This window comes from Nostoc sp. WHI (assembly GCF_015714725.1).
Lineage (GTDB): Bacteria > Cyanobacteriota > Cyanobacteriia > Cyanobacteriales > Nostocaceae > Nostoc.
The window spans coordinates 1-24,900 of record NZ_WBKM01000077.1; the positions used below are offsets into that span (position 1 = coordinate 1).

The 24,900-nt window shown below is 41.4% G+C and carries 19 protein-coding genes and 2 pseudogenes; 11 read left to right on the plus strand and 10 right to left on the minus strand.

Annotated elements, in window-relative coordinates; all coding sequences use genetic code 11:
* Both F8S12_RS07885 and F8S12_RS07890 read right to left on the minus strand, forming a co-directional pair.
* Positions 1 to 1,016 (minus strand): annotated as a pseudogene (locus F8S12_RS07885) (hypothetical protein); the annotation flags it as partial.
* Positions 1,017 to 1,573: 557 nt separating this feature from the next.
* Positions 1,574 to 3,514, minus strand: coding sequence for a protelomerase family protein (locus tag F8S12_RS07890; RefSeq protein ID WP_196515760.1), 1,941 nt, complete (start codon positions 3,512 to 3,514; stop codon positions 1,574 to 1,576).
* A gap of 323 nt (positions 3,515 to 3,837) precedes the next feature.
* Here F8S12_RS07890 and F8S12_RS07895 point away from each other — a divergent pair, with 323 nt between their 5' ends.
* Both F8S12_RS07895 and F8S12_RS07900 read left to right on the plus strand, forming a co-directional pair.
* The gene (locus F8S12_RS07895) at positions 3,838 to 4,218 is read left to right on the plus strand and encodes a hypothetical protein (protein ID WP_196515761.1); all 381 of its coding nucleotides are present in this window, start codon (positions 3,838 to 3,840) and stop codon (positions 4,216 to 4,218) included.
* A gap of 152 nt (positions 4,219 to 4,370) precedes the next feature.
* Positions 4,371 to 6,392, plus strand: coding sequence for a glycosyltransferase (locus F8S12_RS07900; protein ID WP_196515762.1), 2,022 nt, complete (start codon positions 4,371 to 4,373; stop codon positions 6,390 to 6,392).
* 4 nt (positions 6,393 to 6,396) lie between these two features.
* Here the strand turns inward: F8S12_RS07900 and F8S12_RS07905 are convergent, their stop codons facing one another.
* On the minus strand, positions 6,397 to 7,161 hold the full coding sequence (locus tag F8S12_RS07905) for a glycosyltransferase (protein WP_196515763.1): 765 nt from the start codon (positions 7,159 to 7,161) through the stop codon (positions 6,397 to 6,399).
* 616 nt (positions 7,162 to 7,777) lie between these two features.
* Between F8S12_RS07905 and F8S12_RS07910 the strand changes: the two genes are divergently transcribed.
* From F8S12_RS07910 to F8S12_RS07930, 5 genes are all read left to right on the plus strand, one after another.
* Positions 7,778 to 12,049, plus strand: coding sequence for a DUF3466 family protein (locus F8S12_RS07910; RefSeq protein ID WP_196515764.1), 4,272 nt, complete (start codon positions 7,778 to 7,780; stop codon positions 12,047 to 12,049).
* Positions 12,050 to 12,065: 16 nt separating this feature from the next.
* Entirely contained in the window at positions 12,066 to 12,920 is an 855-nt protein-coding gene (locus F8S12_RS07915; RefSeq protein ID WP_196515765.1) for a hypothetical protein, read from the plus strand.
* A 28-nt stretch (positions 12,921 to 12,948) separates the two neighbouring features.
* On the plus strand, positions 12,949 to 13,335 hold the full coding sequence (locus F8S12_RS07920) for a hypothetical protein (RefSeq protein ID WP_196515766.1): 387 nt from the start codon (positions 12,949 to 12,951) through the stop codon (positions 13,333 to 13,335).
* A gap of 119 nt (positions 13,336 to 13,454) precedes the next feature.
* A complete protein-coding gene (locus F8S12_RS07925; RefSeq protein WP_196515767.1) occupies positions 13,455 to 14,183 on the plus strand; it encodes a hypothetical protein in 729 nt (242 codons plus the stop codon).
* Positions 14,184 to 14,313: 130 nt separating this feature from the next.
* Entirely contained in the window at positions 14,314 to 14,826 is a 513-nt protein-coding gene (locus F8S12_RS07930; protein ID WP_196515768.1) for a hypothetical protein, read from the plus strand.
* A 63-nt stretch (positions 14,827 to 14,889) separates the two neighbouring features.
* Here the strand turns inward: F8S12_RS07930 and F8S12_RS07935 are convergent, their stop codons facing one another.
* The 3 genes from F8S12_RS07935 to F8S12_RS07945 all read right to left on the minus strand — a co-directional run bounded on the left by F8S12_RS07935 (position 14,890) and on the right by F8S12_RS07945 (position 19,100).
* A complete protein-coding gene (locus tag F8S12_RS07935; protein ID WP_196515769.1) occupies positions 14,890 to 15,819 on the minus strand; it encodes a tyrosine-type recombinase/integrase in 930 nt (309 codons plus the stop codon).
* Positions 15,820 to 16,394: 575 nt separating this feature from the next.
* On the minus strand, positions 16,395 to 18,485 hold the full coding sequence (locus tag F8S12_RS07940; protein ID WP_196515770.1) for a pentapeptide repeat-containing protein: 2,091 nt from the start codon (positions 18,483 to 18,485) through the stop codon (positions 16,395 to 16,397).
* Positions 18,486 to 18,692: 207 nt separating this feature from the next.
* On the minus strand, positions 18,693 to 19,100 hold the full coding sequence (locus F8S12_RS07945) for a hypothetical protein (protein WP_196515771.1): 408 nt from the start codon (positions 19,098 to 19,100) through the stop codon (positions 18,693 to 18,695).
* Positions 19,101 to 19,202: 102 nt separating this feature from the next.
* On the opposite strand from F8S12_RS07945, the gene F8S12_RS40435 reads away from it, so the two are divergent.
* The 4 genes from F8S12_RS40435 to F8S12_RS07960 all read left to right on the plus strand — a co-directional run bounded on the left by F8S12_RS40435 (position 19,203) and on the right by F8S12_RS07960 (position 22,020).
* Positions 19,203 to 19,361 (plus strand): hypothetical protein, encoded by a 159-nt coding sequence (locus tag F8S12_RS40435; RefSeq protein ID WP_230967875.1) that lies wholly within the window; start codon positions 19,203 to 19,205, stop codon positions 19,359 to 19,361.
* 80 nt (positions 19,362 to 19,441) lie between these two features.
* Complete coding sequence (locus F8S12_RS07950; RefSeq protein ID WP_196515772.1) at positions 19,442 to 20,221, plus strand: ParA family protein; 780 nt, start codon at positions 19,442 to 19,444, stop codon at positions 20,219 to 20,221.
* Position 20,222: 1 nt separating this feature from the next.
* On the plus strand, positions 20,223 to 20,672 hold the full coding sequence (locus F8S12_RS07955; RefSeq protein WP_196515773.1) for a hypothetical protein: 450 nt from the start codon (positions 20,223 to 20,225) through the stop codon (positions 20,670 to 20,672).
* A 187-nt stretch (positions 20,673 to 20,859) separates the two neighbouring features.
* On the plus strand, positions 20,860 to 22,020 hold the full coding sequence (locus tag F8S12_RS07960) for a PD-(D/E)XK nuclease family protein (RefSeq protein WP_230967876.1): 1,161 nt from the start codon (positions 20,860 to 20,862) through the stop codon (positions 22,018 to 22,020).
* A gap of 207 nt (positions 22,021 to 22,227) precedes the next feature.
* Here the strand turns inward: F8S12_RS07960 and F8S12_RS07965 are convergent, their stop codons facing one another.
* The 4 genes and pseudogenes from F8S12_RS07965 to F8S12_RS07980 form a co-directional block, all read right to left on the minus strand.
* Positions 22,228 to 22,419 carry a hypothetical protein gene (locus F8S12_RS07965; protein WP_196515775.1) on the minus strand — a complete coding sequence of 64 codons (192 nt, stop codon included), beginning with the start codon at positions 22,417 to 22,419 and terminating at the stop codon, positions 22,228 to 22,230.
* A gap of 92 nt (positions 22,420 to 22,511) precedes the next feature.
* Complete coding sequence (locus tag F8S12_RS07970) at positions 22,512 to 22,991, minus strand: hypothetical protein (RefSeq protein WP_196515776.1); 480 nt, start codon at positions 22,989 to 22,991, stop codon at positions 22,512 to 22,514.
* Positions 22,992 to 23,024: 33 nt separating this feature from the next.
* Positions 23,025 to 24,545: a DEAD/DEAH box helicase gene (locus tag F8S12_RS07975; RefSeq protein ID WP_196515777.1), complete on the minus strand. Its 1,521-nt coding sequence runs from the start codon at positions 24,543 to 24,545 to the stop codon at positions 23,025 to 23,027.
* Between the two features lie 88 nt (positions 24,546 to 24,633).
* Positions 24,634 to 24,900 (minus strand): annotated as a pseudogene (locus tag F8S12_RS07980) (NF041680 family putative transposase); the annotation flags it as partial.

A 24,900-nucleotide genomic window follows, 5' to 3' on the forward strand; every position in this document is an offset into this window, starting at 1 on the left:
AAAGGCTCAGGGAGATGGGGTGCAATATTTTTCAGCGCACAGCTTTTGTAATAAGCATCCTCAATTTGGGTGGCAGCCTCAAGTGCTTGCTGCATCAACTCAACTGGTAAATGGGGTACAATATTTCCTAGCGCAGAGCTTTTGTAATTAGAATTCTTAATTTGGATAACAGCCTCAAGTGCTTGCTGCATCAACTCAACTGGTAAATAGGGTACGATATTTCTTAGCGCAGAGCTTTTGGAATTAGCATCCTCAATTTGGGTGACAGCCTCAAGTGCTTGCTGCATCAACTCAACTGGTAAATGGGGTACAATATTTCCTAGCGTAGAGCTTTTGTTACTAGCATCCTCAATTTGGGTAACAGCCTCAAGTGCTTGTTGCAGCGTTTGAATGCGAAAAGGCTCAGGGAGATGGGGTGCAATATTTTTCAGCGCACAGCTTTTGTAATAAGCATCCTCAATTTGGGTGGCAGCCTCAAGTGCTTGCTGCATCAACTCAACTGGTAAATGGGGTACAATATTTCCTAGCGCAGAGCTTTTGTAATTAGCATCCTCAATTTGGGTAACAGCCTCAAGTGCTTGCTGCATCAACTCAACTGGTAAATGGGGTACAATATTTCCTAGCGCAGAGCTTTTGTAATAAGCATCCTCTATTTGGGTGGCAGCCTCAAGTGCTTGTTGCAGCGTTTGAGTGCGAAAAGCCTCAGAGAGATGGGGTGCAATATCTCCCAGTGCAGAGCTTTTGTCATAGGCATCCTCAATTTGGGTGGCAGCCTCAAGTGCTTGCTGCATCAACTCAACTGGTAAATGGGGTACAATCTCTCTTAGCGCAGAGCTTTTGTAATAAGCATCCTCAATTTGGGTGACAGCCTCAAGTGCTTGCTGCATCAACTCAACTGGCAGATGGGGAACCAAAATCAACAAAAAATCTTTTTCAGAAGGAGATGCCTTACAATCGTTCAGCAATTGTTGAAAAACCTCAAATTCTTGCCCTGTATACTGTGTTCCTTTTGTCATCTCTAAAACTCTTGCCCTCTTAGTAAAATTCCGTAGTAGTAAACCGTAATTATAAATGCCCAAACTTGCAATTGACACGTTTTTCCACCCAACATGAACCGCACGCGCTAATTAGTTTTAATTCCTCCCTGCATTATTAAAAGCTTTGCCATCAAGGAACTCTTCATTTATCACTAACAGGATATGATCGGTACCCTTACCTTTATTGGCATAGCTAACTGGGCTACTGGAGTCTTTTTTTGTTCTCCATGCCGAACTTAAAGTTATGGCTAATAATTTCATCTTTGTGCTGTTGAATCCAATCGCATATTAGTAGCCCGTTACACACCGATGATTCTCTCAGTGCTTTGTTGCCTTGCCTTAGACATAGGCATTGGGAAGGCGCGGCGAGTTTGGCTATGTTATCTCCTGTGGGTATTAATTAGTTGCTGTTTGATATTTCTGGTGAGATGTGGAGAAATGAATGTTTGACGACACTAGGCTTAAACAGCCGCACATTATGGGTTGTGACGACATTGTCCAAAAAACGGCTAATACAGTCCATCTAATCCTTTAGCTTATGAAAGGTTTCTCCCTGCTTTAAAGGCATCGCCACTGAGGAACTCTTCATTTATCACTAACAGGATTTGATCGGTGTCTTTACCTTTATTGGCATAGCTAGCTGGATTACTGGGGTCTTTCTTGTTTTCCATGCCAAATTTAGAATTATGACTAATTACTTCATCCTTGTGCTGTTGAATCCAATCGCGTACCAGCAGACCGTTACAGCCCGATAATTCTCTGAGCGCTTGGTTAGTAATGGCCAAGCGATCGCCGTCTCCAGTCGCCACAGTGTCGTTGTATGAACAGATTGCCTGATAAGACCTGCGGATTTTTTCTAGAGCTGCTAAGGCCGTTTTACTTTCCCATACCTCCGCATCAGTTTTTGCTTGCCAGTCAATCTCTTCTTTAGGTGGTGAGACTTTCGCTATAGTGGTAACTGCAACAGGTACGCTCAATGCTCCCTCTTGGGTTAATTTTTTTACCACTTCAACAATTTTCTTTTCTAGCCAAGATTCCAACTCTGTAACGTTGAGAGTAACTTCCTGGGGTTGAGAAATAGTAGACTCCATTAATTTTTTCTCTTCTTGCAATTGGCGATGGCTTTCTTCTAACTTGTTATTTATTTCTTGTAACTCCTTAATTTGTGCCGACAACTCTGCAACTTTCTGGCTATGACTTGTTTCTAACTTGTTATTTACTTCCTGTAACTGCTTAATTTGTGCCGACAACTCTGGAACTTTCTGGCTATGGCTTGTTTCTAATTGCGTGGCAGTATCTAAACGGTTGTTATACGACTTAATCAACTCGCTGACTACTGACTGATGGTTAGGTGCTTCTAATTGCTCTTGCAAGTAGCGAATAGCTGCTAAATCCGAAGAATTAACCCGAACATTGGCGAGTTTTTCCCTTGGCAGATCACCGGGGAAGCCTACAGGTTTCGTGGTGTAATAATCTGAATAGCCAAGGGTCGTAGCGACGTGTTCCAAATCGCTATCACTAAGTTTTTCGCCTGGGGTAATATGACCGAGAAAGCAACCTGCAAAGTACATTTTCGCCCCTAGTGAACCCCTGCAATCTCGCTCGGTCACGAGACTTGCACAAGCTGCCCTTAGCGCTTTACAGTCATTTTGATCCTGACCGTAACGGAAGTTTAAAACAGGTTCATTACTGTCCTTGCCACCGAAATACTTTTGGACTACCCGACGCAGTGAATTACCGCGTTTGTCCTCAATAGCCTTGTTCTGGGCTGCTACATCTCCAGGAAACTCACTAGAAACTTCTTTGAGCAATTCCTTAAGATTGGCATCCTTCCGCAAATAAGCCAATCGCTCAATGATGTACGAAGCACCAAACAGAGTAGAAATTTTAAAAATGGGCTTCTCACCACGCTTCTTGCCCTGTCCTTGAAACATCGCTTGGTAGGATTCCCCGTCTACTGAGGTGAATTGTCCTCTGGCTAAAATCTCATGAGGACGGCGGCCAGTAGCAGATATCAAGCCCACAGCTAACTCGTGAGGATCGTCGCTGGCTAACAGTTTCTCTGTAACTTCTAAATAGGTATCTGGATCAATCTCAATACCTGTATTGCCATCTTCATCGACATTAGTTAGGCGATCGCTTACCCTCGTGGTTTCGTTTCTTTCTTTCCACTCTTGCTCATTCAGACCACAGAATAATAAGACATAGTGCTTTAGCTGGTTCCCGGTAACATTGCCCTCAGCATCATGTTTGGGTACTGATTCAGCGTTTTTTCCTTGCTCTAATGGCAGCGACTTGAATTTCTTATAGAAGCCAGCCCGACTTAACACAGTGCCTAAACTCTCGACACTGTAGTTGGTATTGTCCTTTATCCACTGGTTGAACTGCTCACAGTATGGCTTGAATTCTTCGAGGCTTTGCAAATCCTTGGTGGCTTGAAATAATTGCTCTACCTGCTCCTGGACTAACTTTGACATTTCACGGCTCCCTTGTACATCCAAGTTGTTACAACAATAACTAACTTGTTATCATTTGTCAAGATGTCGATATAACTTGTTTAAAAAATGTCGATTGCTAAAGTTTTTCTTAACAGGTAGACAAAACCAAAGAAAAAGCGGGTTAGTATCCCGCAATTTCAAAAGAATTTAGATATCTGTATGTTGCTCACAATTGACAACCTACTTTTTTAGCAACGTCTTTTCACTTCCAGCAATCAGCACCATATAAAATCTGCTGCTGACCATGTGGGTAAAACCTCACACACCATCCATCACCCTTTCGCCATTCATGATTAACTCTTATGACTGCTGCGATAGTGGGTGTGCCAACAGCAGTTGCTATTAGAACACGCTTCCATCTAAATCTTTGCTCCCCTTGCATTGTGGTTTTTCGCTATTATTCCCAAAGGCTAAGGCTCAAGCTGACTCTGGTATTTCCTTTGCTAATTTCATTCGTCGTGATTTTTCGGCGGATAACTGGATGCTTTAGCCAGGAAGTCATCCCCCTGACTCGGCTACAAAACGTGCATGAAGATTACTGGTTGAGCCAACTAGATCCCGCCTCCCGCTTTTCTCCACTCCGAGAAAAGCCGACTCCGAGCCACGAGTTCTTAAATCCTGGAAGTCAAGACACTGTAGACCTTTTCGTAAAAATAGTACCAAGATTGAGTAATGCCTACTAAATAGTAGAGATTACCGACTTGCTTGAGTTAAAGTTCACAAATATTTCAGTAGACTTCGGGGCGGCAAGTGTTAATGCTTAAGCAGAAAATCATGATCAGCAGAAAAATAGTAGTGTCAAAGTTCTTAGCAGCACTCCTGTCAAAAACTCATCATGTTACCTGAATATATAAAGCCTTCTGAATTTACTAACTGGGCGTTAACATCTGAGTCGCTAGAGTGGATATCCCAGTTTGTGGAAGCTGCTGGTATCCGAAAAGTTGTTGAGTGTGGCAGTGGTCTGTCAACTATTCTGTTTGGTAGTTTCAAGTTAGAGAAAGTGTTGTCTTTAGAACATGACTCTAATTGGTACGCTTACACTCGTCAGCGATTACAAGAAAAAGGATTACTAGAGTACGTGGACTTACAGCTATGTCATTTGCAACAGTCCATTTGGAATGGGAATAGTGTTAAATGGTACGATATCAATAATGTCTCATCCTTTGCTGCTGATCTGATTCTCGTGGACGGCCCTCCTCAAGAAAGCTCGTTAAGAGCGCGGTATCCAGCTCCACATTTACTAAAAGCATTTATTCAGCCAGGGACATGGCTACTATTAGACGATTATTCTAGGCATCAAGAAACCGAGATAGTAAATCTGTGGTTGAAAGAGATTCCTGAACTAGAACTCATAAAAGTCGCTCCCTTCAAACATGGATTGGCGGTGCTACGATACAAAGGCTCATCTGAGTCTTTTACAGAGAATGCCCAAGAAGCACCTATTTCTGAGCCAAGCAGTCTGATTAAATTGGATAAGAACATTGGTTTTTTAGAAGAAAAAATATCTCAGAGAACAAAAGAGGATTTTTTAATCGGTAAAAGCTTAAAAAGGCAAACACTAGACATCCAAATTCATCAGCAGCCTTTGGTGTCAATTATTATTCCCTGTCAGAATGCTGGAAAAATGATTAAGCGGTGCTTATCTAGTTGTTTCCAGCAGGTTTACCCTCATCTTGAAATTATTATTGTTGATAATAACTCGACAGATGATTCGATTCAAATTGCCAAGCAATTGGCTGAGGCTACAGAACATCGCGTAATTTTTACACAGTGCCAGCAAATAGGAGTAAATTCGGCTCGGAAGCACGGATTTACAATAGCTCAAGGAAGCTACATTCAATGGTTAGATGCAGATGACGAACTGACACCTAATAAAATTGCCTTACAGGTAAATGCATTGGAACAAAACCGCCAGTTTGACATTGCCTATGGAAGCTGGGAATGGTGTTTTTATCAGAATGACCAGTATCAACACAAGTTAGTGTTTCCCTCTGAAAATCTCAACGACCCACTACGGTATTTATTGCTGCAATACTGGCATCCTCCTCATGCTTACTTACTCTGTCGGAGTGCGGCTCAACAATTGAATCAAATGCAAGCTTGGCATCCTCAAAGACAAATCAACACTGACTTAGAATACTTTACCCTAGCATCTGTTCTTGGGTTGCGCTTTCTGAATGTGCCTACAGCAACTGTGCGTTACAACCATTGGTCTGAGACACAAACTAGTCGTTCTACTCCTTATTGGCAGCGAGTTCAAAGCCTCAAACAAATAGCTGTACGCTTTCAACATTATGCAACTGAACAACAGGTTCAGCAATTGTCAGTAGAACACAGGTTTTTACTGGGATTAAATTGGGACTTTTGGAGTTTAGCACCAATACAAATAAGACAGGAAGGAAAGGCGTGTTTTTGGCTCCAACATCTCTCGAAAGCTGTGGGAATGACACTGACACCTGCTGAAGCCAGAATTGTCCTAGCAATGAAATACCTGGGTAGTGTTGATACACTAATGGGTCATACTAATCAAATTATTCGCTTTCTATGGAAGCAAGTTGTGCTGCATCCTGAAGTTTATAAAATGAGTGTTACCGAAGCACTTTCTGTATATGTAGGTTTGCTTTTAGACAATGATCTCACCTTTTCTGAAAAACCTTTACTGCCTCCAAGTCAATCAAGCATAAACTTGTTAAATCTCATCACTACTGTACCTCTACAAGCACCTCTATTTACAGAACAGCGAGAAGCAATTCTTCGGATATTAGACAAGCTAAGGGTAACTGGGTTATTAATGCAAGTCACGCCCAAAACGTCAAAACAAGTCTCTACTGCTTTCTTGACTCAACCCTTAGGGTAATGGTTCATCTTCCACTTTTGGGCTTTAAATAGTAGCGACCGACAATTTCTACGTTAATTTCATAGCGGTTAGCTAATCCTCGGCGCTGAAGCGCTTGTGCAATAGCTTGTTGAGAACTAAAAATTAGTTCGATTCGTTTTTGATTGGACACACCAAGAGAATGATTGCGGTAATAGTAGAGCGAACGCTGAAGTTGTTGTATTTCTGTGGCTTCTGAAAGTCGCAAACACAAGTCATAATCTTGGGCTAGTCCAGAATTAGAGTCAATACCACCCACTTGCTCGTACACACAACGGCGCATTAACCGAAAGTGGAAAATCATAAAGTCAACTAAGAGTTTATCTGCGGAGTACGGAATGCGACAACGCTGCCCTGAACCGACCACTAAGTTATTCTCATCGATGACGACGTAATCTGTGTAAACAAGTCCGATTTTGGGGTTGTTATCCAGAACAGCAGTAGTTTCTTCAAGTGCAGTTGGAGCCAAAAGGTCATCGCTATCTACCCAACCAAGATAAGTTCCACAAGTCATTGAAAGCGCTGCTTTGAGAGAGAGAGTTTGCCCTTGATGCTCTGCTGCCACAACTTTTATCTGTTCGTTGTGTTTGGCATAATAGCGGGCAATATTTAAAGAGTTGTCTGTTGAGCCATCGTCCCAAATTAGTAGTTCAAAATCACGGCGAGTTTGCTGAAGGACGCTCTCAATAGCAGCACTAAGGTAGCGCTCCCGATTATAAACAGGTATGACAATCGAAATAGCCGTCAGCATAATATAAGCAAGTTAATCAACTTTCAGCTTTGAATATAAGTTGTCATCAAAACAATGTGAAAATTACGTAACTTTCATATTGTTTTCCTAACTAGATAAGTAAATGCACTGCTATATTTCTTATTATTTAAGTTTCTGATCTCTGATATCAGACCTAATTTTGAAAAACTTAAACTCCCCGTAGATTACACTCATTCACTTAAAAATATTAAGAACATTTCAAAGTATAGAAGTAAAAGCTTCACACAGAAATTATCTGACTTGTTTGATTTCAACCTATATCAAACTCTTATATTACTAGGAATACAGTCGTTTTCGTTGCTCTGATTTTTTCGTTCTGGAAATATATTTTTTTAGTAAATCAGACTGGTAAATATTGCCAACGATTATAGGGTATGTGCCATGCTGTGCTTGGAAATGAATCTTAATATACCTGTTTAGTAACACTTTGCTTAGTATGGCTAGTCACTAGCCAATAACGGCACATTTTGATGACAGTAATATCACATTAAAGGCAAGATAACCGATTCAGTTATTACTAAACCAGCCTCGATTTGAATAAAGTATTTAATTTAGTTTAAATCTGAAATAATTCATTAATTGCAAAAGGTTAGCAATGGAAACTACTGAAACATTCTTGACTAGTGGTATGTTTGTGTCTAGTCCAGATGGAATCCTAACAAAATCTCTACTAGACAATACATCTTTGAGTCCGACTCTGGGTAGTACTTCAGGATTTTTAAGTTTTCAACAGGCATTTAAATCTCCTAGTGCTACTTCTATTTATTCTGATTTAGACTGGATTTCAGCATCAGATACAAGAGGAACTGACTTAAGTGCAAATGTACTTCAATTTGTAGACAATGTTATTGATGGTTCGCTGTTGTTTAAGCAATCATTTTTTTTAACGACGGCTCTATCCTCATCGCTAATTAACGATAGTACAAGGAATAACAGCACAACGGATTTTGACCCACTCACAGGGAATGCGAAAGATGCTCCTCTAGTTAGCACTACAGGTAGCCCTACCTTCAAAACAGCTTCCCTATCAAAAAATTCTGTTAAGAGTACTGATGCTAACTCACCTAATGACTCCTTGGTATCAGTAGGAAAGTTTGGAGACTTTGATGGTCATCAAGATTTTCAGTTAACTCTACAAGATACTAATGGCAATCCAGAAACTTTTTCTCTAACAGGCGATGGAGTGGGTGAAGTATTTAGAAACTCTAATTTTGAGCAAGTTATCTTCAAAAGTACTGATGCCTCAACAAAAGTTCAAATTTCAGCATTCAATAATATTAAATTTGGCAACTATACTGGTTCTTCACTTCAGGTTCAAACGAAAGGTAGTATCAGTGCTGGGAATATTACGCTGAAAAATACTGCTTCCTCCAGTAGCCCTGGACTTAGCTTGCAGTCAGGATTAATTGATACACAAAACTCGACTGGTAGCAGTTACAGTATCACTGACCTCAACACTTTATTTAAGGGCAATTTCTATGCAACGGACATCAATGACACTGGTCAAATGGTTGGTAGTTCCTACACCAATACTGGATTCCTCTACAGTGATGGCAAGATAACTGACTTAGGTACTTTGTCAGGGGACAGTCGTAGCTTGGCTGATAGCATTAATAACTCTGGTCAAGTCGTCGGTACTTCCTATGGCCGTTATAACTTAAGTGCGGGTCGCGCTTTCCTCTACAGTGATGGTAAGATTACTGACCTGGGTACTTTGCCTGGAGGCACCGTCAGTAGAGCCGGGGATATCAATAACTCTGGTCAAGTAATTGGTAACTCCGATGTCATGGTACTTCACGATTTTAGCGGTAACGGTTACGGCTCGGAAGGCATTGGTGATCTTTCCGAGAATCACGCTTTCCTTTACAGCGATGGCAACATGACTGACTTAGGTACTCTATTAACTAGAAACAACTTGAGTTTTGCTGGATCTAGTTATGCAGCAGACATCAATGATTCTGGTCAAGTTGTTGGGTTATCTAATACTGATGATGGGCCATATCATGCTTTCCTCTACAGTAATGGCAAGATGACTGATCTAGGTACTTTGTCTGAAGGTGGAGGCAACTATAGCGAAGCCATTGACATCAATAACTCTGGTCAAGTAATTGGTAATTCCGAATTCTTGATACCTTATCATTTTAGTGGTGATGGTTACGGCTCGGAGGGTGACGGTTATACCTCAGTGAAACACGCTTTCCTCTACAGCGATGGCAAGATGACTGACTTAGGTACTCTATTATCTGAAAATAACTCTAGCTTACCCGGATACAGCAGTGCAATAAGTATCAATGACTCTGGCCAAGTGATTGGTTATTCTAACAATCATTTTTTCCTGTACAGTAATGGCAAGATGACTGACCTTGAGAGTTTGATTCCAAAAGAATCAGGTTGGTCTTTACAACAGTTACGAGTCATCAATAATAAGGGGCAGATATTGGGAGGTGGCTCTATCGGAGGGCAATTTCACCAGTTCCTTCTTAACCCCATTTCTACAACAGCAACGCCCAAGGATGGCATCACTGTAGGTAACATTTCCACTCAAGGTAGTTCTGTCTTCTTGCAGGGGCTTAAGATTAATCTCACTGGTTCCAATGTTGTCACCAAGGGCGGCAATGTTACTCTTGATGGCCCCACAATCCTCAATAGCAGTACGGGTGCTTACACTTTTAACTCTGCTAAATCTACTGTCACTTCCAAAGGCGGCGACATCACCTTCAAAAATACTCTCGATAGTAACAGTGCTGGTGCTTCATCCCTCAGCCTGACAGGAGGTTTGGGCAATATCACTTTCAATAATGCAGTTGGTGGTAACGCTAGCCTTAAGGACTTGACAGTTAATAGTGCTAAAACTGTTACTGCTAAAGGGGATATCACCAGTCAAGGCAATATCACTCTAAATGCTATTGATGACATTACCACAGCTTCTTTGTCTACTACTGACTCAGGTAATGTAAATATTTCTTTAGGTAAAATTGGTAACAAAAAATACGATTCTAAAGGCAATGTAACTACTGGTAATATCACTGCTAAACAAGTAGATATTTTGAGTGATGGGGCTTTCAGAACACAGGGTGATATTCAAACCCAAGATGGTGATGTAAATATTACTGCTCTTAAAGATGTTGTTGTTCACAATATTACTTCCACAAATGCTGGAATTAGTCTGATTAGTGCTACTAATGCTATTACTGCCACTGGGGAAATTACTGCTGATAATGGTTTAACTGCTCTAGCCAAACAGAACATCACCACCGAGAAAATTCAGTCTGCCAATGATGTAGTTCTTCTTAACTCCAGTCAAGGTGCGGTTACTGTCAATGGTTCAATTACCAGTAATAGTGATGTTTCTCTTGGGGCTTTTAAAGATGTAGTTACTCAAGATATTACATCACTTGATGGCGCAGTTGCTTTGATTAGCAGCAGTGGTAATGTTAAAGCCCAAGGCGCGATCGCTAGCGTTGATAATGTGACTCTTGGTGCTACTCAAGATGTACTTGCTCAAAGTATTGTATCAGCATTCGGTACAGTTGCTTTAGTTAGCAATAAAGGTAATGTCACTACCACTGAAATTAATAGTGGTAGTCAAGTAGCTATACAAGCTGACCAGAACGTGACTACAGGTAAAATCACTTCGCAGTGGGATAAAGTTGCCCTAATTGCCAAGCAAGGTACTGTTACTACACAAGGCGATATTACAACCAATAACGGTGATGTATATATCTCTTCTGTTGGCGATGTTATTAGCCAAAACATCATCTCAAACGGTGGAGTAATTGCGATCGACAGTTCTCAGGGAGCAGTTACAACTGGGTATCTCCGCTCTGACGGAAATAACACTGGTGGCAAAATTTACGTACAAGCTGATGGCTCGGTTAGAGTTACTGGTTCTGTCTCCATTAACGATGCTAACTACAGTATCTACACTGGCGTCAATAAAAAAAGATTGATTAGTATTGCTTACGAAAGCGGCGTTCTTAAATCTAATAAGTCCAAGTTTGTTATTGGGAATGCAAATATTAATGGTACCGCAGCAGGCATTTACGGCCCTTATGCATTCAATGAAGAAGATATACCTAGACTTCTTAGAGATACTGGTGTTCTATTATTTAGGATAATAGAGGAAATTTTCAAAGGAAATGATAATCAACCTACAACAAATCCATCACACGTAGCTGATATCAATCCGATTACAGGAAATCCTTACAGTAATCAAAGAGAACGTGAGCTAGTTGAGCAATTAAAAATAGCACAGCAGAGGAGGCTGAATGTTCTTATACATAACAAAAACAATCCAGAGAGGATAACAGAACAGGAGGTTTTCACTAAAGGTAAAGTAGATTCTGAGGATGGATGCTTTAATCTTGAATTAGCTCGGCATTTAGGTGATCAGGTAAACATTGATAGCCCAGATTTAGGTAAGGACATAACACATAGTAAATATGCTACCTACGTCACTGGTTCGCCTGGTGACTACCTCGTGATAACTCCCTTGGGATTATTTGCATTTTACGATGGGCTAGTCAGAGCAGAGGGAGCCATAGTTAACAATGGGAATGGGTCGGAGCCTATTGGCTCTGTGGCAGAAGTGAAAACAGGATATAAATGGTTGAAAAAATATTTAATTCTTCCTGATGCCCCAAATTACACCCCACCCACCCAATTAGAAAAGTTTAAATTTCAAAGAATGATCAGCCAGATCGACAGAGAAGCAGAGGTAGCTAAAGATTGCGGACTTCAATACTTCATGTGTTTTAGTGACAAAGAAGCTGGTTTAGCTGCCAGGGATCTGTTTGAATACAAGCAGCCTCCCCGTACTAAAAATTCAGTTGCGGTTCACCATATTCGATTCCCTCGCTCTTTCTGAGGACAAAAACAACTCAATGTTTGATAGATACTACAATTTCACCACTTGTATTCGGTCGAATAATCTTGCTGCGATTGCACAGGCACTGACGCGCCTTTTGGAGCAGGAAGAAGGTTGTCGTCGTCTTACCCATCTCCCCCAGATCGCAAGTGATTTGGAACAACTGCACAATCTTCCTGCTTGGGAGCGACCGCGCCTGTGGGTCATTAGCTTGTGCGAAGGTAAAGGCGGGTGGACAATTGTTAAAACCTGGATTGCCGCTCTGCTTTGTGCGCGGGCAGAAGGTGCTAGTCGCCCCCGGCTATCAGCCCTGGCAATGGAACTAGGGTGCGATGCTTTTCATTTTTGGGTGACTCCTGACATCAACTGTGTGCTACTGGAAGCTGACTCCACAGGTCGCATCTTCATTTCTGGTTCAGCTGACGATGAAGAAGGTGAAAGCTATAAGTTTTACGACGAACAAATTGATGCGCCAGACATAATCTCGCAGTTTTCCCTATTAGAGGTATCACAATCAATGCAGGCGGTAATGCGAGTGTATGAAGATCCAGAAATTGCAAGAATTGAAGTTGAGTACGAGCGGCTGTTGGTAGAAGCTCCAGATTCAGAGTTATTATTTAACTTAGAAGATGAAGTATTTAAGGGTTATGCCGAACGCATTGATAACGCTTTGGCGGAAGTAATAGACAAATCTAAATCCTGCTGGTATTTGCGTGATTTACTTTACTATGTTTACGCTGAACCGCAACAGTTAGAAGATAAGGGAGCGCAACTGCTGTATTTCCAACCACCGACTACGTACAATCCTCATCCCGTCATCCTGCTACCACCTGAGCCTCTGTCTGAAGATGATGAGGATGAATCTTTCTAATCTTTCCTTGTCAGAATAGGAGCTTGATGTGTTTATCGAGTTCCGAAATTACATTAGCTGTATCCAGTCAAATAATTTCGATTCAATCGAACTGGCTGTAAGCCGCATCTTTGAGCTTGAAGGTTGCCGTCGCATTTCCCAACCACCTCAAACCTTATCAAATGAGGAATTGCGCCAAACTTCCTGGCTACTATTATCTGACCTATGGATTGTCGGACTGTTCGTTAGCACTCTGGGATGGACTATAGTGAAGACCCAACCGAATGAACTACTATGCTGTCGAGCTAGGGGTACATCAAAATTTTCTCAATCGCATCCACAGGCAATTGAATTATCCACCTTTGGTTGCACTGATTACTGTGCCATATGTAAAGGTAGGCGATCGCAAATGGTGGAAACGGTTGTTCTTTACTAGCTAGATAAGATAATCCCAAACACGAATTTTTCAATTGCTATAAGCCTAAGATTTTATTCTTGAATAGTAGTAATTATCATGCAGCTTAAGTAGCAGACAATATGGACGAAGAGTTAAAATTGCGGATTACATTTTTTTTTGATTTTTGGAGACAACGACACGCATTCATCAGTAAGTTAAACCTTATCGAACAAAGGTACGAAGGCAACGTGTTGCTGTGGGGTTCTCTTGACGCTCTTTCCAATTTGTGGGCAGAGAGTAGCGGCAAGAAAGAGTGCAGCAATAGTGGTAAACGGATTATTTTTGATGCGTTTCTTGCACGTTACGGTGGTGAGTTATTCCAGCTTGTTTCACTACCAGACGTGTGGAGCAAAGTGGATCGAGGAGATACCTGCATAAACCAAAAGAAAGGAGTAAAACTACCGGAGAATGTATCTACATTCTTAAGCACAATTGGAGAACGTCGTACCCCTGAGTTTATTGAGCAATACCAAACTCGCTGCACTTCGCAGGATTTGAGTCTGGGTGCGATAATGAACAAGACTCTAGCGAATAGCCCGGAAACAAATCGTACTGAGCTTGAGCAATGGTTAACTTTGTCCCGATACGGTGCAATCGCTTACAAGGAAATGCGAAATGCCTACATCCATGAAGGAAGACCAGGAAAGAGAACGCATGACTTTAAGTTATACGGGTGGGCAGAGAGACCGACATACCGTAGCTCGGTGTATGGTACGCCCCCAATAATGGGCTTTAGTGTTGAATTTATGTTGGGTGTGTTCAAACGGTGCATAGAAGAGTTTGAAGTTGAAGCACTAGCGTTGGAAGTAGACCCAGCGCCGGATTAATAAGGATTTTTTTTGGTTGCTTTGGTCTGATTTCTCGCCGACTGAGCGATTGCTCTATAGCATCTGGGCTTTGAAAAAACAGATCGCTTTTCCTCTATCATCAGTTTATTGCTATCAAAACCGATATCAAATGGCTGACGACAAGACCCCACCAAGCGAAATGATTCGTGTCCCTACTGCTTTAATTCCAGTAGTACGCCAACTATCCAAACTGCACAGAGAGGGGCATACAATTCTCTTACTGCAAGGCTTAGAGGAATTAATATCTAAGTTTGATAGCAAGATTGATATCAATAATTCCGGCAGATTGGATCAGAAGCTAGAAAATCTGGAATCCCATCTCGACACTAAACTAGAAAGAATTACCAAGAAGTTGGAACTCATAGAGAGGGCAATCGCTTCTGGTAGGCACAACAACAAACCCAGAAGACAAGCGTACTCGTACCAACAACCCCAAATTGAACTGCAACCTAGAAATAATGAAAGTTTAGCCCAAAGGCTTGCTGTAAGCCACCAAAGTCTCATTACAGAAAGGGAAAACAAGAGCGTCAAAGAATTTATCAGTTGGTCGCGTAACCGTGACCCCATGAGCGTGGGGTGGGAATGGAATGTAAAAGACGGACTTTACCATCCGGTGAAATAATTTCAACGGTTTCCGCAATAGGGTTCATTTAAGCCCCGATAGTAATTAGCGATCGCTCCGTATTTAAACCCGTGGCAAATGCAAAGCACTGCTATCACCGGGGCGTATATGAATATAACCTGCCGTTGTGGAAATATCGGCGTGGCCCATCGTTTGCTGGATTAACGGAACTGGTGTACCCCTCTCAGCATTGTGCGTAGCATGGCTATGCCTGAGCCAATGACAACTAACTTTTTCTGTCAGTCCTGCTCTTTCTGCTGCATCCTTAATTATTGGATCAACGTTTTGACGTTGCAGTGGCTTATTTTTCCCGTTACGACTCTTAAAAACATAGGCATCTTTCGGCGCGTCTCCTCTGTAATCTATCAGTTGCTGCCACAGATATTCCGGCAGTAAAATGTGACGGGACTTGTCGCCTTTACCCACAACGGTAATTTGTCCGGTGAGATCCCGTGGTGTAAAGTCCTTCCACCTCAGCCCTACTAGCTCCGACACCCGCAAACCTGCTACATATAATAGTTTCAATATCAGCAAATCTCTAATTTGTTGAGCTTTATAACGATACTCGGCTCGTTCGGTCAAGCGAATCATTAGGGCAATATCAGTGAGAGTCAAAACTTTTTCGTGTAAGCGCTGGTCAAGCTTCTTTAACTTGATAGCAGCACCAGGGTTTTGCTTGATATAACCAGTTTTGTAAGCAAAGGAAAGCAGACTTTTGATCGCCGCCATATAGGTTTTAATAGTAGGCGCTGCCAATCCCCGGTTATGCAAATACTCAGAAAACTCCACCATATCTTCAACAGTCGTGTGGGCGATCGCTTTGTTGACCCCTCCCAAAAATCCAGTGAACTGCGCCGCATACCGCCGATAACATTTTTGGGTACTTTGAGGCTTATCATGCAGCCACAGTTGAACTAAGCGCTGCTGGGCATCGACTGGCGCTAAATGAGCTAGTTGCTTTCCTCTGGGTTTAACTACGACTACTGGTGTCATAATTCATCAATATCTTAAAAAGACAAAACCCTAATTTTGTCTCCTTGATATCAATACACCCGTTCGGTAACAACCAGAATCCTTTCTACTAAATTCTTTACCAAATCCCTGATATCAATTCCCCAAAACTGCTTTTTCTACAACCACAAACCATATTTAAGTATTTTTATTGCTGATCTTGGGTGTCTTAAGTATCTCTCCCAAGCGAAAGCCAATGTCCAAGAGGACTGCGAAAGCAAGTGACTAGACCAAATTGAATGTACAACGAACTTCCCAGATTCCCATTATGGGAATTCCAGGAAATCGCAAGTATGCGCCGAACTGTCCGAATCATTCAGCTTTTGAGCAACTCTAGAAATTGCGATCGCACACAGATAGTTTTTCCCCTTTGATCACGTAAGCGCCCCAAACCTTTATTTCTGGTGAACAGTGCGAACTGCTGATCAACTATTGCGAATGCTTATATATGAGAGGTGCTGACACGAGTGCTGCAATGCTTATTCTGTCGTTGATTAATAAGTTGCGCTTAACTGTTTCCAGATATACACATCTCGGTTCAATTCCCATAGCACAGTTTACTCGTGAGTTGTGCCATCAGGCATGATAGCACCAGCGAGATTTGCTCCAGTCAGATTCGCACCAGTAAGGTTTGCGTCTTTTAGGTTGGCTTTTTCAAGATTTGCATTGCTCAAGTCTGCCCCACGCAGTTCAGATGAAATCAAGCTTGCCCCACTCAAGTTTAGACCACAGAGGTTAGCCCCACATAGGTTAGTCTCATTTAAGTTTGCTCCATTGAAATTGCCTCTAAGTGTTACCCCAACTAAATTTACCCCTGTCAGATTAGCATCGTTTAACTTTGTGTACTGATTAAATTTCGCGTTTTTTAAATTCGCTTTACTCAAGTCTGTCGCAGTTAGGTCAGCATCCTCTAGATTGACCTGAGTTAGGTTTGAACCTTTCAAATCTGCCGCTCTTAAGTTGGCGTAACTTAGGTCTACCTGACTCATATTAATTTTACTCAAATTTGCGGCAGCTAATTTTGCGCTGCTAAGGTTTGCCTTACTCAAATTTGCTTCACTTAGATTGGCTGCACTTAAATCTGCACTGCTGAGATTTGCTTCGCTTAAGTCAATTTGAACCAGGTTTGACTGAACAAGTCTCGCATTTTTTAAATTTGCCTTGGACAAGTTTGCTGCATTCAAATTAGATTCGCTTAGGTTTGCACCTTCCAGGTTTGCTGAGTTGAGGTTTGCTCCTTGTAAATCTGCCTCAGTCAGGTTTACTTGATAGAGGTTAGCACCAACTAAATTAGCATTTTGCAGTGATGCACCAGGAACAATCAAATAGGCTCCAGCTTTTACCGGATCAAACCCTGTAGGGAAGATAGTTGATAGGTCATAATAGCTATGCTGAAGATTGGTTCCCTCAAGATTAGCTCCTTCTAGATTTGCCTCTATAAGCTTTACTTGACTCAGGTTAGCATTACTGAAGTCCGCCCTAATCAGCTTACCCTGCCTCATGTTTGCGCCGCTTAAATTTACTTGACTGAGATTGGCTCCGTTTAGGTTGACTTCACACATATAAGCTCCACTGAAGTCGGCTTGACTGAGGTTAGCCTCACTTAAATCTGCATGGTTACAATTAACTTTACTAAGGTTGGCTTTTTTTAGAGTTGCTTTCCCTAGCCTCGCTTCAGATAGATTTGCTCCACTGAGATTAGCTTGACTGAGGTTAGCCTCGCTTAAATCTGCCTGCTTAAAATTAACCCTGCTAAGGCTAGCATTTTTGAGAGTTGCCTTCGCTAGCTTTGTTGTAGTTAGATTTGCTCCACTTAGGTCTGCATTATCTAGATTTGCTTCACACAGGTTTGCTCCAGAGGATTTTGTAGTTCCACATAACTGCGCCTCACAGAGTTTAGCCCCCCTCAAATTTGCACCACTCAGCTTGAGCGATTCCCATCTAACACCACAGAGATTTGCACCACTTAGGTTGGCTTGGCTAAGATTGACTTCAATGTTGAGGGATGTTCCACTCAAATTTACCCCAGCCAAATTAATCCCAATAAAATCCCGTTCTCCTGCTTGATGCCGCCTCAAAAATTCTTCAGCATCAACAGGTATTTCGTCGTTAGGTTCCTCTGCTGCATAAATTCTGTTGACTAACCACATTATTTTCTCAATCTGGAATTCTTGATCGCTGAAAGCTCTCTCTAATAGCGGCTGCTCCTCAGCTACATTAATTGGCTCATCTGGCTCAGTTTCAGCAATATCTATATTTTCAGAAATAGCAATTATATCTACACACGCTAGTTGTTTTTCGGGCTTTTCAACACGTTCAAAAAACTGCTTGATAATTTCCGTATCATCAATATTCGTCTCTTTAATAGATGCGTCAGTAGTGTCATTATTATTCAAGCCATTACTTAAATTAGACGGAAGATTGATGTGCTGTTGTAACTCGGCGACTTGTGCAGTTAAGAGCGTGATCGCCTCTTGCATACTTTGAAACTGCTGTAGTTCAGTCCGATTATTAAATTCTTGTTTGATTTCATCAAAATAGCGTTTTAGCCATGCAATATTTTGCCTACGGAGATTTTGCTCCTCTTCTATCTGTTCGATTCTGGAAGCTAAAGATACTAAATCTAGTTCTGAGTCAGAGATATTCACAGATTTATAGCCAAAGAAGGTGCGCCTGATGATAGTGAGTTAGCAAAAACTGTATTTGTCCAACCCTATATATAAATTGCCCAACTTCAAGCAGATAATAACAGCCACTACCTATGACAGAGCTTTTACTACCACCACCAAAATCATCAGTTATCCGCGATCAGAGAATAATCTCTATAGCTATTCCAACAATACACACTAATGGAATTAGTCTAATATTGCCAAAGCTTCCTTGATTTTATCTTTAATAGCCCCACCCCTATTTGCGGGTAGTGGCAGTGCCTCGTCAAGTAGCTTAACAACCTTTTTTAGTTTGCCCCGTATCTGCTTAAGTTCTTTCTGTAAATCTGCAATCTTCTCCTTAGTGTTAGGAACTTCTTGAACTGCTACCAGATGACCCTCTCTAATCTGGCGTACCACTTCATCAATTTTTGCGCTGGCACTCGGATGCTTTTGGAGCCATTCAACAGTTTCATCGAGCAGGGTAAAGTTGTGCCGGGCTTTTGGTTTGTTTCCCTGCATAAGTGACTCTGGCCCTAACCTTAAATTCTCCTTGGAATTTGGGTGTAAAGTTCTTTTCTCTTTGCCAATAGTTCCGCGCTTTACTTTGCTCATATTCCATTAGTGTGTATATTTGGATAAGTCCATTCTAGTGTAGCTTCAAATATCTGTTTATCTAAAAGTGTGTATATTTGGATAGCCCACATGGATTAAAAAATGTCTAGTCATTTACCTATCGGAAATTCCAGCCAAATTCCAGTTTTGCAATCCTCAGATTTTTGTTTAGAGTTGGCTCAAAGTGGCTACTGGATTAATTTTGAACCGGATCGTATTTGTAAGCCAATTAAGCCTAAAGCTAAAAAGCTAATTTTGTAAAAAGCTAATTAGCTAAATTTAGTATTTGACAAAATAATTAAATAACTCTAAGGTAAATAGCTAATTTAATAAATTTGTATATGCTGACAATTACCATAAGCTCCTTGAGTGGCGGTCAGGGCAAGACGACAACATCCCTGTTCCTGGGTCGGCTGCTATCGCGCCAGGGTTTACCTACCTTGATGCTAGACTCCGACCCCCAACATAATCTCACCACCTATCTGGGGTTTGAGTTAGAACCCAACCAACCAACACTATTGGAATTTCTCAAAAAAACAGTTGCACCAGAAGACTGCATCTATCCGACTCAAGATAACGACAATTTATTTTTAATCCCGTCCGACGATCAACTCGATACCGTGCAAGATTATTTATCTAACAGTGGAGTTGGTGCCACCTTACTCAAGCGGCGATTAGAAGCCATCAGCAAAATATTCAAAGTGTGCATAATTGATGCTCCACCCCAGCGATCGCAAATTTGTTTGACAGTGATCGGCGCAGCAGATTTTTTGATTATCCCAGCAGAAGCATCCGTCAAAGGTTACGGTTCCCTGGTGCGGACACTCGACTTATTGAACGGCTTGCAAGATGTAGGTGCAACGGATGCCCAAGTATTAGGTGTTTTACCATTCCGCGATCGCTGGTTTGGTAAAACCCAAGCCCAAGAAAGTCGGGCTGCTGTAGATGGTATGCGTGACGAAGTGGGCAAGGGGTTGGTTCTACCCTCAATCCGCGAATCAGAACGCTATAAACAAGCTATCAACAAACGTACAACCCTGAGTGAGTTGGGATATAAGGACTTGGAATATCCATTTGAAATTTTAGTTGAAAAAATTCGCACTTCACTTGGGGATAAATAAAATGTCAGATAACGTACTCAATCAACTCCGCAACAAACGTAATCGCCCGACAGTTGAACCACGCCAGGATGCACTTGTTCCTAAACTACAACCCCAAACAGAAGAACAAAACGCACAACAACAAATCACCCCAGTTACAGAACTTGTGAATCCAACTGCTGCATCATCTAACACACTTGCCGAACTCCAAGCCGAACTCCAAAAATACCCCGAAACTCGACGACATTCAGCGATCGTTTTAGAAAAAGACCTCGACCAAGAATTAACACGGTTTTGTAAAGATAGAGGCATCACAGTTGAGGTATTTCTAGAAGCTGCCTGGACTATTGCTAGTGCCGATAACGCGCTTGTAGAAAAAATCACTACAGAAGCCAAGCGCCGCTACGACCAACGTAAGCGAGTTGGGCAAATTAAACGGTTAATTACAATGTTGAGCAACTCGTCCAAGTGATAAATATGGCAATTTGGAGTAGAACATAAATTACCTGCATTTTGCTTTGTGTTTGGAAAGTTACTGCCGTGTTGCTGTCCTACTAATCAAGGCGATCGAAATTGTTGAGTGTAGCGCAATCGCATAAGGACAATATCTTTGTCTATATGCTATGTTGAAGGCTTTTAAAACTATGGAGAATAGAGGCTTGTCAGATAGCTTGTTTAGCGCACTACGTAAATATCCCAAAAGCCAAGAGCTTGATCCAATTGAAAATTTTATAACTGAAGGTTTTGCTTGGTTGCTGAGAAATAAAGAGATGCTTGCTGGTGAATTTGTAGATTATCTCAGTTTAAAATTACCAGAACCTCTTCCTTTAACTCATATACTACCAGAGTGGAAAACACAATATACGTTCCCTGGTGGACAAATAGATATGTTGGCAGATTGTGGACAATTTGCCTTGATATTTGAACACAAGGTATGGTCAAATCTCAGTCCAGGGCAACTAGATAAATATCGGGACTATGCAAAAACAATCTCAAAGTGGTCACAAGGAGGATATAAATTAATTCTTATTACTGGATTAACTCGACAACATCAACAAAATCCTGACTTAGCTCTGACTTGGAGTGATATATATAAATTTTTGAAGCATTGGTTAGAAACAAAATCAGATGATAGTCTGGTTCGTGATTTTATAGATATGCTTGCTGAGGAAAATTTAGGCCCAGCAGCACCAGTTTCTTATGAAAGTATAGTTTCTTATTTACCTGCTCAATCACTACAGCCTAACCTGAAGAACATAACCTTACGCGCTGCTGAAGCAGATTGGCGTTGGGTATTAAAAAGAATTGGATTTAACAAAGATGTACCTATGCCAACGAAATATGAACATCTGGATGGGCGATTAGGCTTAGAAACTTTAGATGGTTCCTTTCTGAGCATATTCGTTGGTACTCTTCTAAATGGCTCCGCTTTTAAAGTGCAACCTTCAAATTTACATCTCGGCCCAGATTTTTGTTTAATTTTAGGTGTTTATATAAAGAGATGGAAGTCATTTGAAGCAGATTTTTTTCATTCTGATGAATATACTAAATTGCGCTCAAGATTAAAAGAGAATTCAGGGACATGGGATTTTCATGATCACAGATTTGACGTAGCGAAACCAAACCCTTGGCATCCTCTTCATTTAAGAAAACCTCTAGTTGAGGTCTTCCGAGGTACTATAACGTTTGAACAGCAAGTTGACAGATTTATTTTGCATGGCCGTGAAGTTATTGAATTGCTGCTTGCTGGCGGTGAGTTAGAAGCTTTAACAAACCGCCTTCATCCTATTGCCAAAAATAGTATTTCTCCTGTTGAATGAGTTGTTTTGAGGTGACGCATATCTTATAGAGTGCTTTAGCTGTGGGGAACTGCGATCGCACGGCTATTTGGTGCATATTTAATTCGCCAATAGATATTGAGAAGTGAAAAATAATCTCAGGTGGTGCAGAGTTAATAATTCCCGTTCCGCTAAGACGCTTGTATACCCCCTGTATACAAGCGTCTTAGCGGAACCTACAATGTAGTACTAACTTTGGCTGAATGTAGCACTACAGGTAGTGAAGTCTTCTTGTTGCGCTAAATTCAGCCAAACAAAAGCCCCGCATTCATAAATATCTTGGTAGGGGGCATTGATATCAATATTGATATCATCAGTTCTGATCTGGGAAAAGCGATCGCCCCAATAAAAAAACCCTAATAATAGAGAGTAGCCAGGCACAATTTTCCCGAATCGGGAAAAGCGATCGCCTACGGTGCGATAAATTCAGCTTCAGGAATCGCACACTTGTAAATCCTTAATCAATTAAATTACTATATGGATGAAACAGTTACTGGGCTGGCATATTCAAGCAATCGTTCCCATCCCAATACCCATGCAGTTTTTACTAGGATCTCTTTACCGTTGCTGAATTTGATAAATTCTCCACCCCCGTCAGAAAATACATCAACAACCAATTGATTCCGCACATCGCGTCCCCACATTTTGTCTGCGGCATTCCACCACCGTTGCCCAGGCAATTCAAACATAGGCAGTTCTAAATATTCATCACGCCATGCTTTAGTCTTCCAATTATCCTGTAGCGCACGAATTAATAAAGCATTGGGGAAAATCTCTTTCTCGTGTTCACTCAACCACAGTGCATATTCAATTGCACTTCGCAAGGCATCTTCTAAATCATACGAACAACCTTCAAGTGCATCTTGGACTTCGGCATCTGCAAAATTCACACCATCAGAAATATTATCTACTTTGTTGAGCAACCTGCGGAATGTAGGGTTTAATGACTCCAATTTCCGACTCGAATTTTCTTTCCTCTCGGTTAGTCAGGAATAACTAACTGTATCTAACTGAGTAATCCACTGCGTAATTTGTCCGCGCCTATCAGTACTTACCAGATCAATCGCGGCTTTAATCGCTGGTTTTTTATAGATTTCCCATAAATCAGAAATCATCCCAATGTCTTCACAGATTTCCAGATCACCCGCTATTGCTGCCAGATTTTCTTCGGTCAACCATTCCTTCATTTCGTTATCATACTGTGCTTTCATTTGCTTGAGTCTGTCTTTTTCTAAACCAGACAAATTACTCCAAATAACTTTCTTCACATTGTCTGGACGAAGAGACATAATTCGGGTTACATTTTCCCATTCAGTAGCGTTGCGAACACGGGAGACTAAACATTGTATGCTGTACTCAAATGCCCATTCTGGACATGACAGTAGTTGAATAGCGTAAATTAGCTCCGACAGAGTTAGTTCTTGGCAATTTAAAAACCAGTTTTTGATTGTGTCATTATAGAATAATAGTTTTTTTTCTTGGCTTCTAAACTTGCGCTTTTTGGCTTCAATAATTGGATGCAGCAAAACAGGACGTACTTCAGGAGGAACTTCTTTAAATTCAATCTCGTTGCTAGAAACAATCACTGGTACTCCACTATTTTCTATTCCAGAATCCTCTGACAATATCCACTTAAAAGATTCGCCGCAGTTGGGACAATCCGCCTCATATTGAGTCACAAACTCTGATGAAGTGGAATTAAAGTATTCTTTAGTACGAATTAGGGCTGGCATTGGTTTGAAAACATGGTGACAGTGCGGACAGCATCTCACCCCAAGGCTATCCGGATCGCAGGATATCGGATCAAGGCTCCATTCCCTGTTGTCACAGGGACGACCAAGCCGAAACCAGTTATCAGTCATGTCTAGGACAGTTGCATATTCCTTAAGCGGTGCAGGGCGTAATATTCTGCCAATCATTTGCAACCAGAGAGTAACACTACTAGTGGGACGAGCAATCACCACTGCCCCAGAGTCAGGAGAATCAAATCCCTCAGTCAGAATTGCACAATTGCTAATCACCTGCGTCTGACCATTACGGAATCTACCTAAAATTGCTTTTCGCTCAGAGTGTGGTGTATCTCCATCAAGATGCTCACAGGTGATGCCATCTGCACGAAATATTGCTGCGATCTCTTGAGAGTGCTTCACGTTGACCGCAAAAATAACTGTCTTTTGACCAGCACAAAATTTTTTCCATTGCTTTAACACCTCAGACGGTTTGTAATCAGAAGCAACTTCTTCTAATTCTTTTCTGGTGAAGTCACGTTTTTTAGGAACTTTGTGTTTGGCATATTTAAAGCCAGCTATTAACTTATAATCTGTCAAATATCCAAGGGCTATTAATTCTTTGGTCTTAATTGAGCAAATCAGGTGGTCGAAAATATCTCGCAGTCCGTAACCATCTTCACGTCTGGGTGTAGCTGTCAATCCCAAAATGAGTGCATCTGGATAAGCATCCAACAATTTCCGGTAACTGTTAGCTGAAGAATGGTGAGCTTCGTCGATAACTGGAGTTTAGACTAAGCCATGCAAAAAGACTCAGCAAGGCTGAGTTAATTAGAGACTTAGCAAGCCCTATGAATAATCTTGAGTATTAAACCGCAACTGATGGTTCTTTACGTGGTGGTGTTACTGTTTTTTTAACAATTGGGCATCGGTTTTTACGGTGACGCTTTTTTCCTGGTTCCCAACCAGGGGACTTTCCTCGAGGTTTGGGTGCTCTTGTCGGAGTACCAATCACCGCGAAAACTCCTCCCATAGCTTGGGCAACTCTTCCAGGGGTCAAATTACCCTGAGATTTCTGCCAAGGTAGAGGATTGTCAGCAACGATATCACGGGCTAACCACAACTCCCAAGTCAT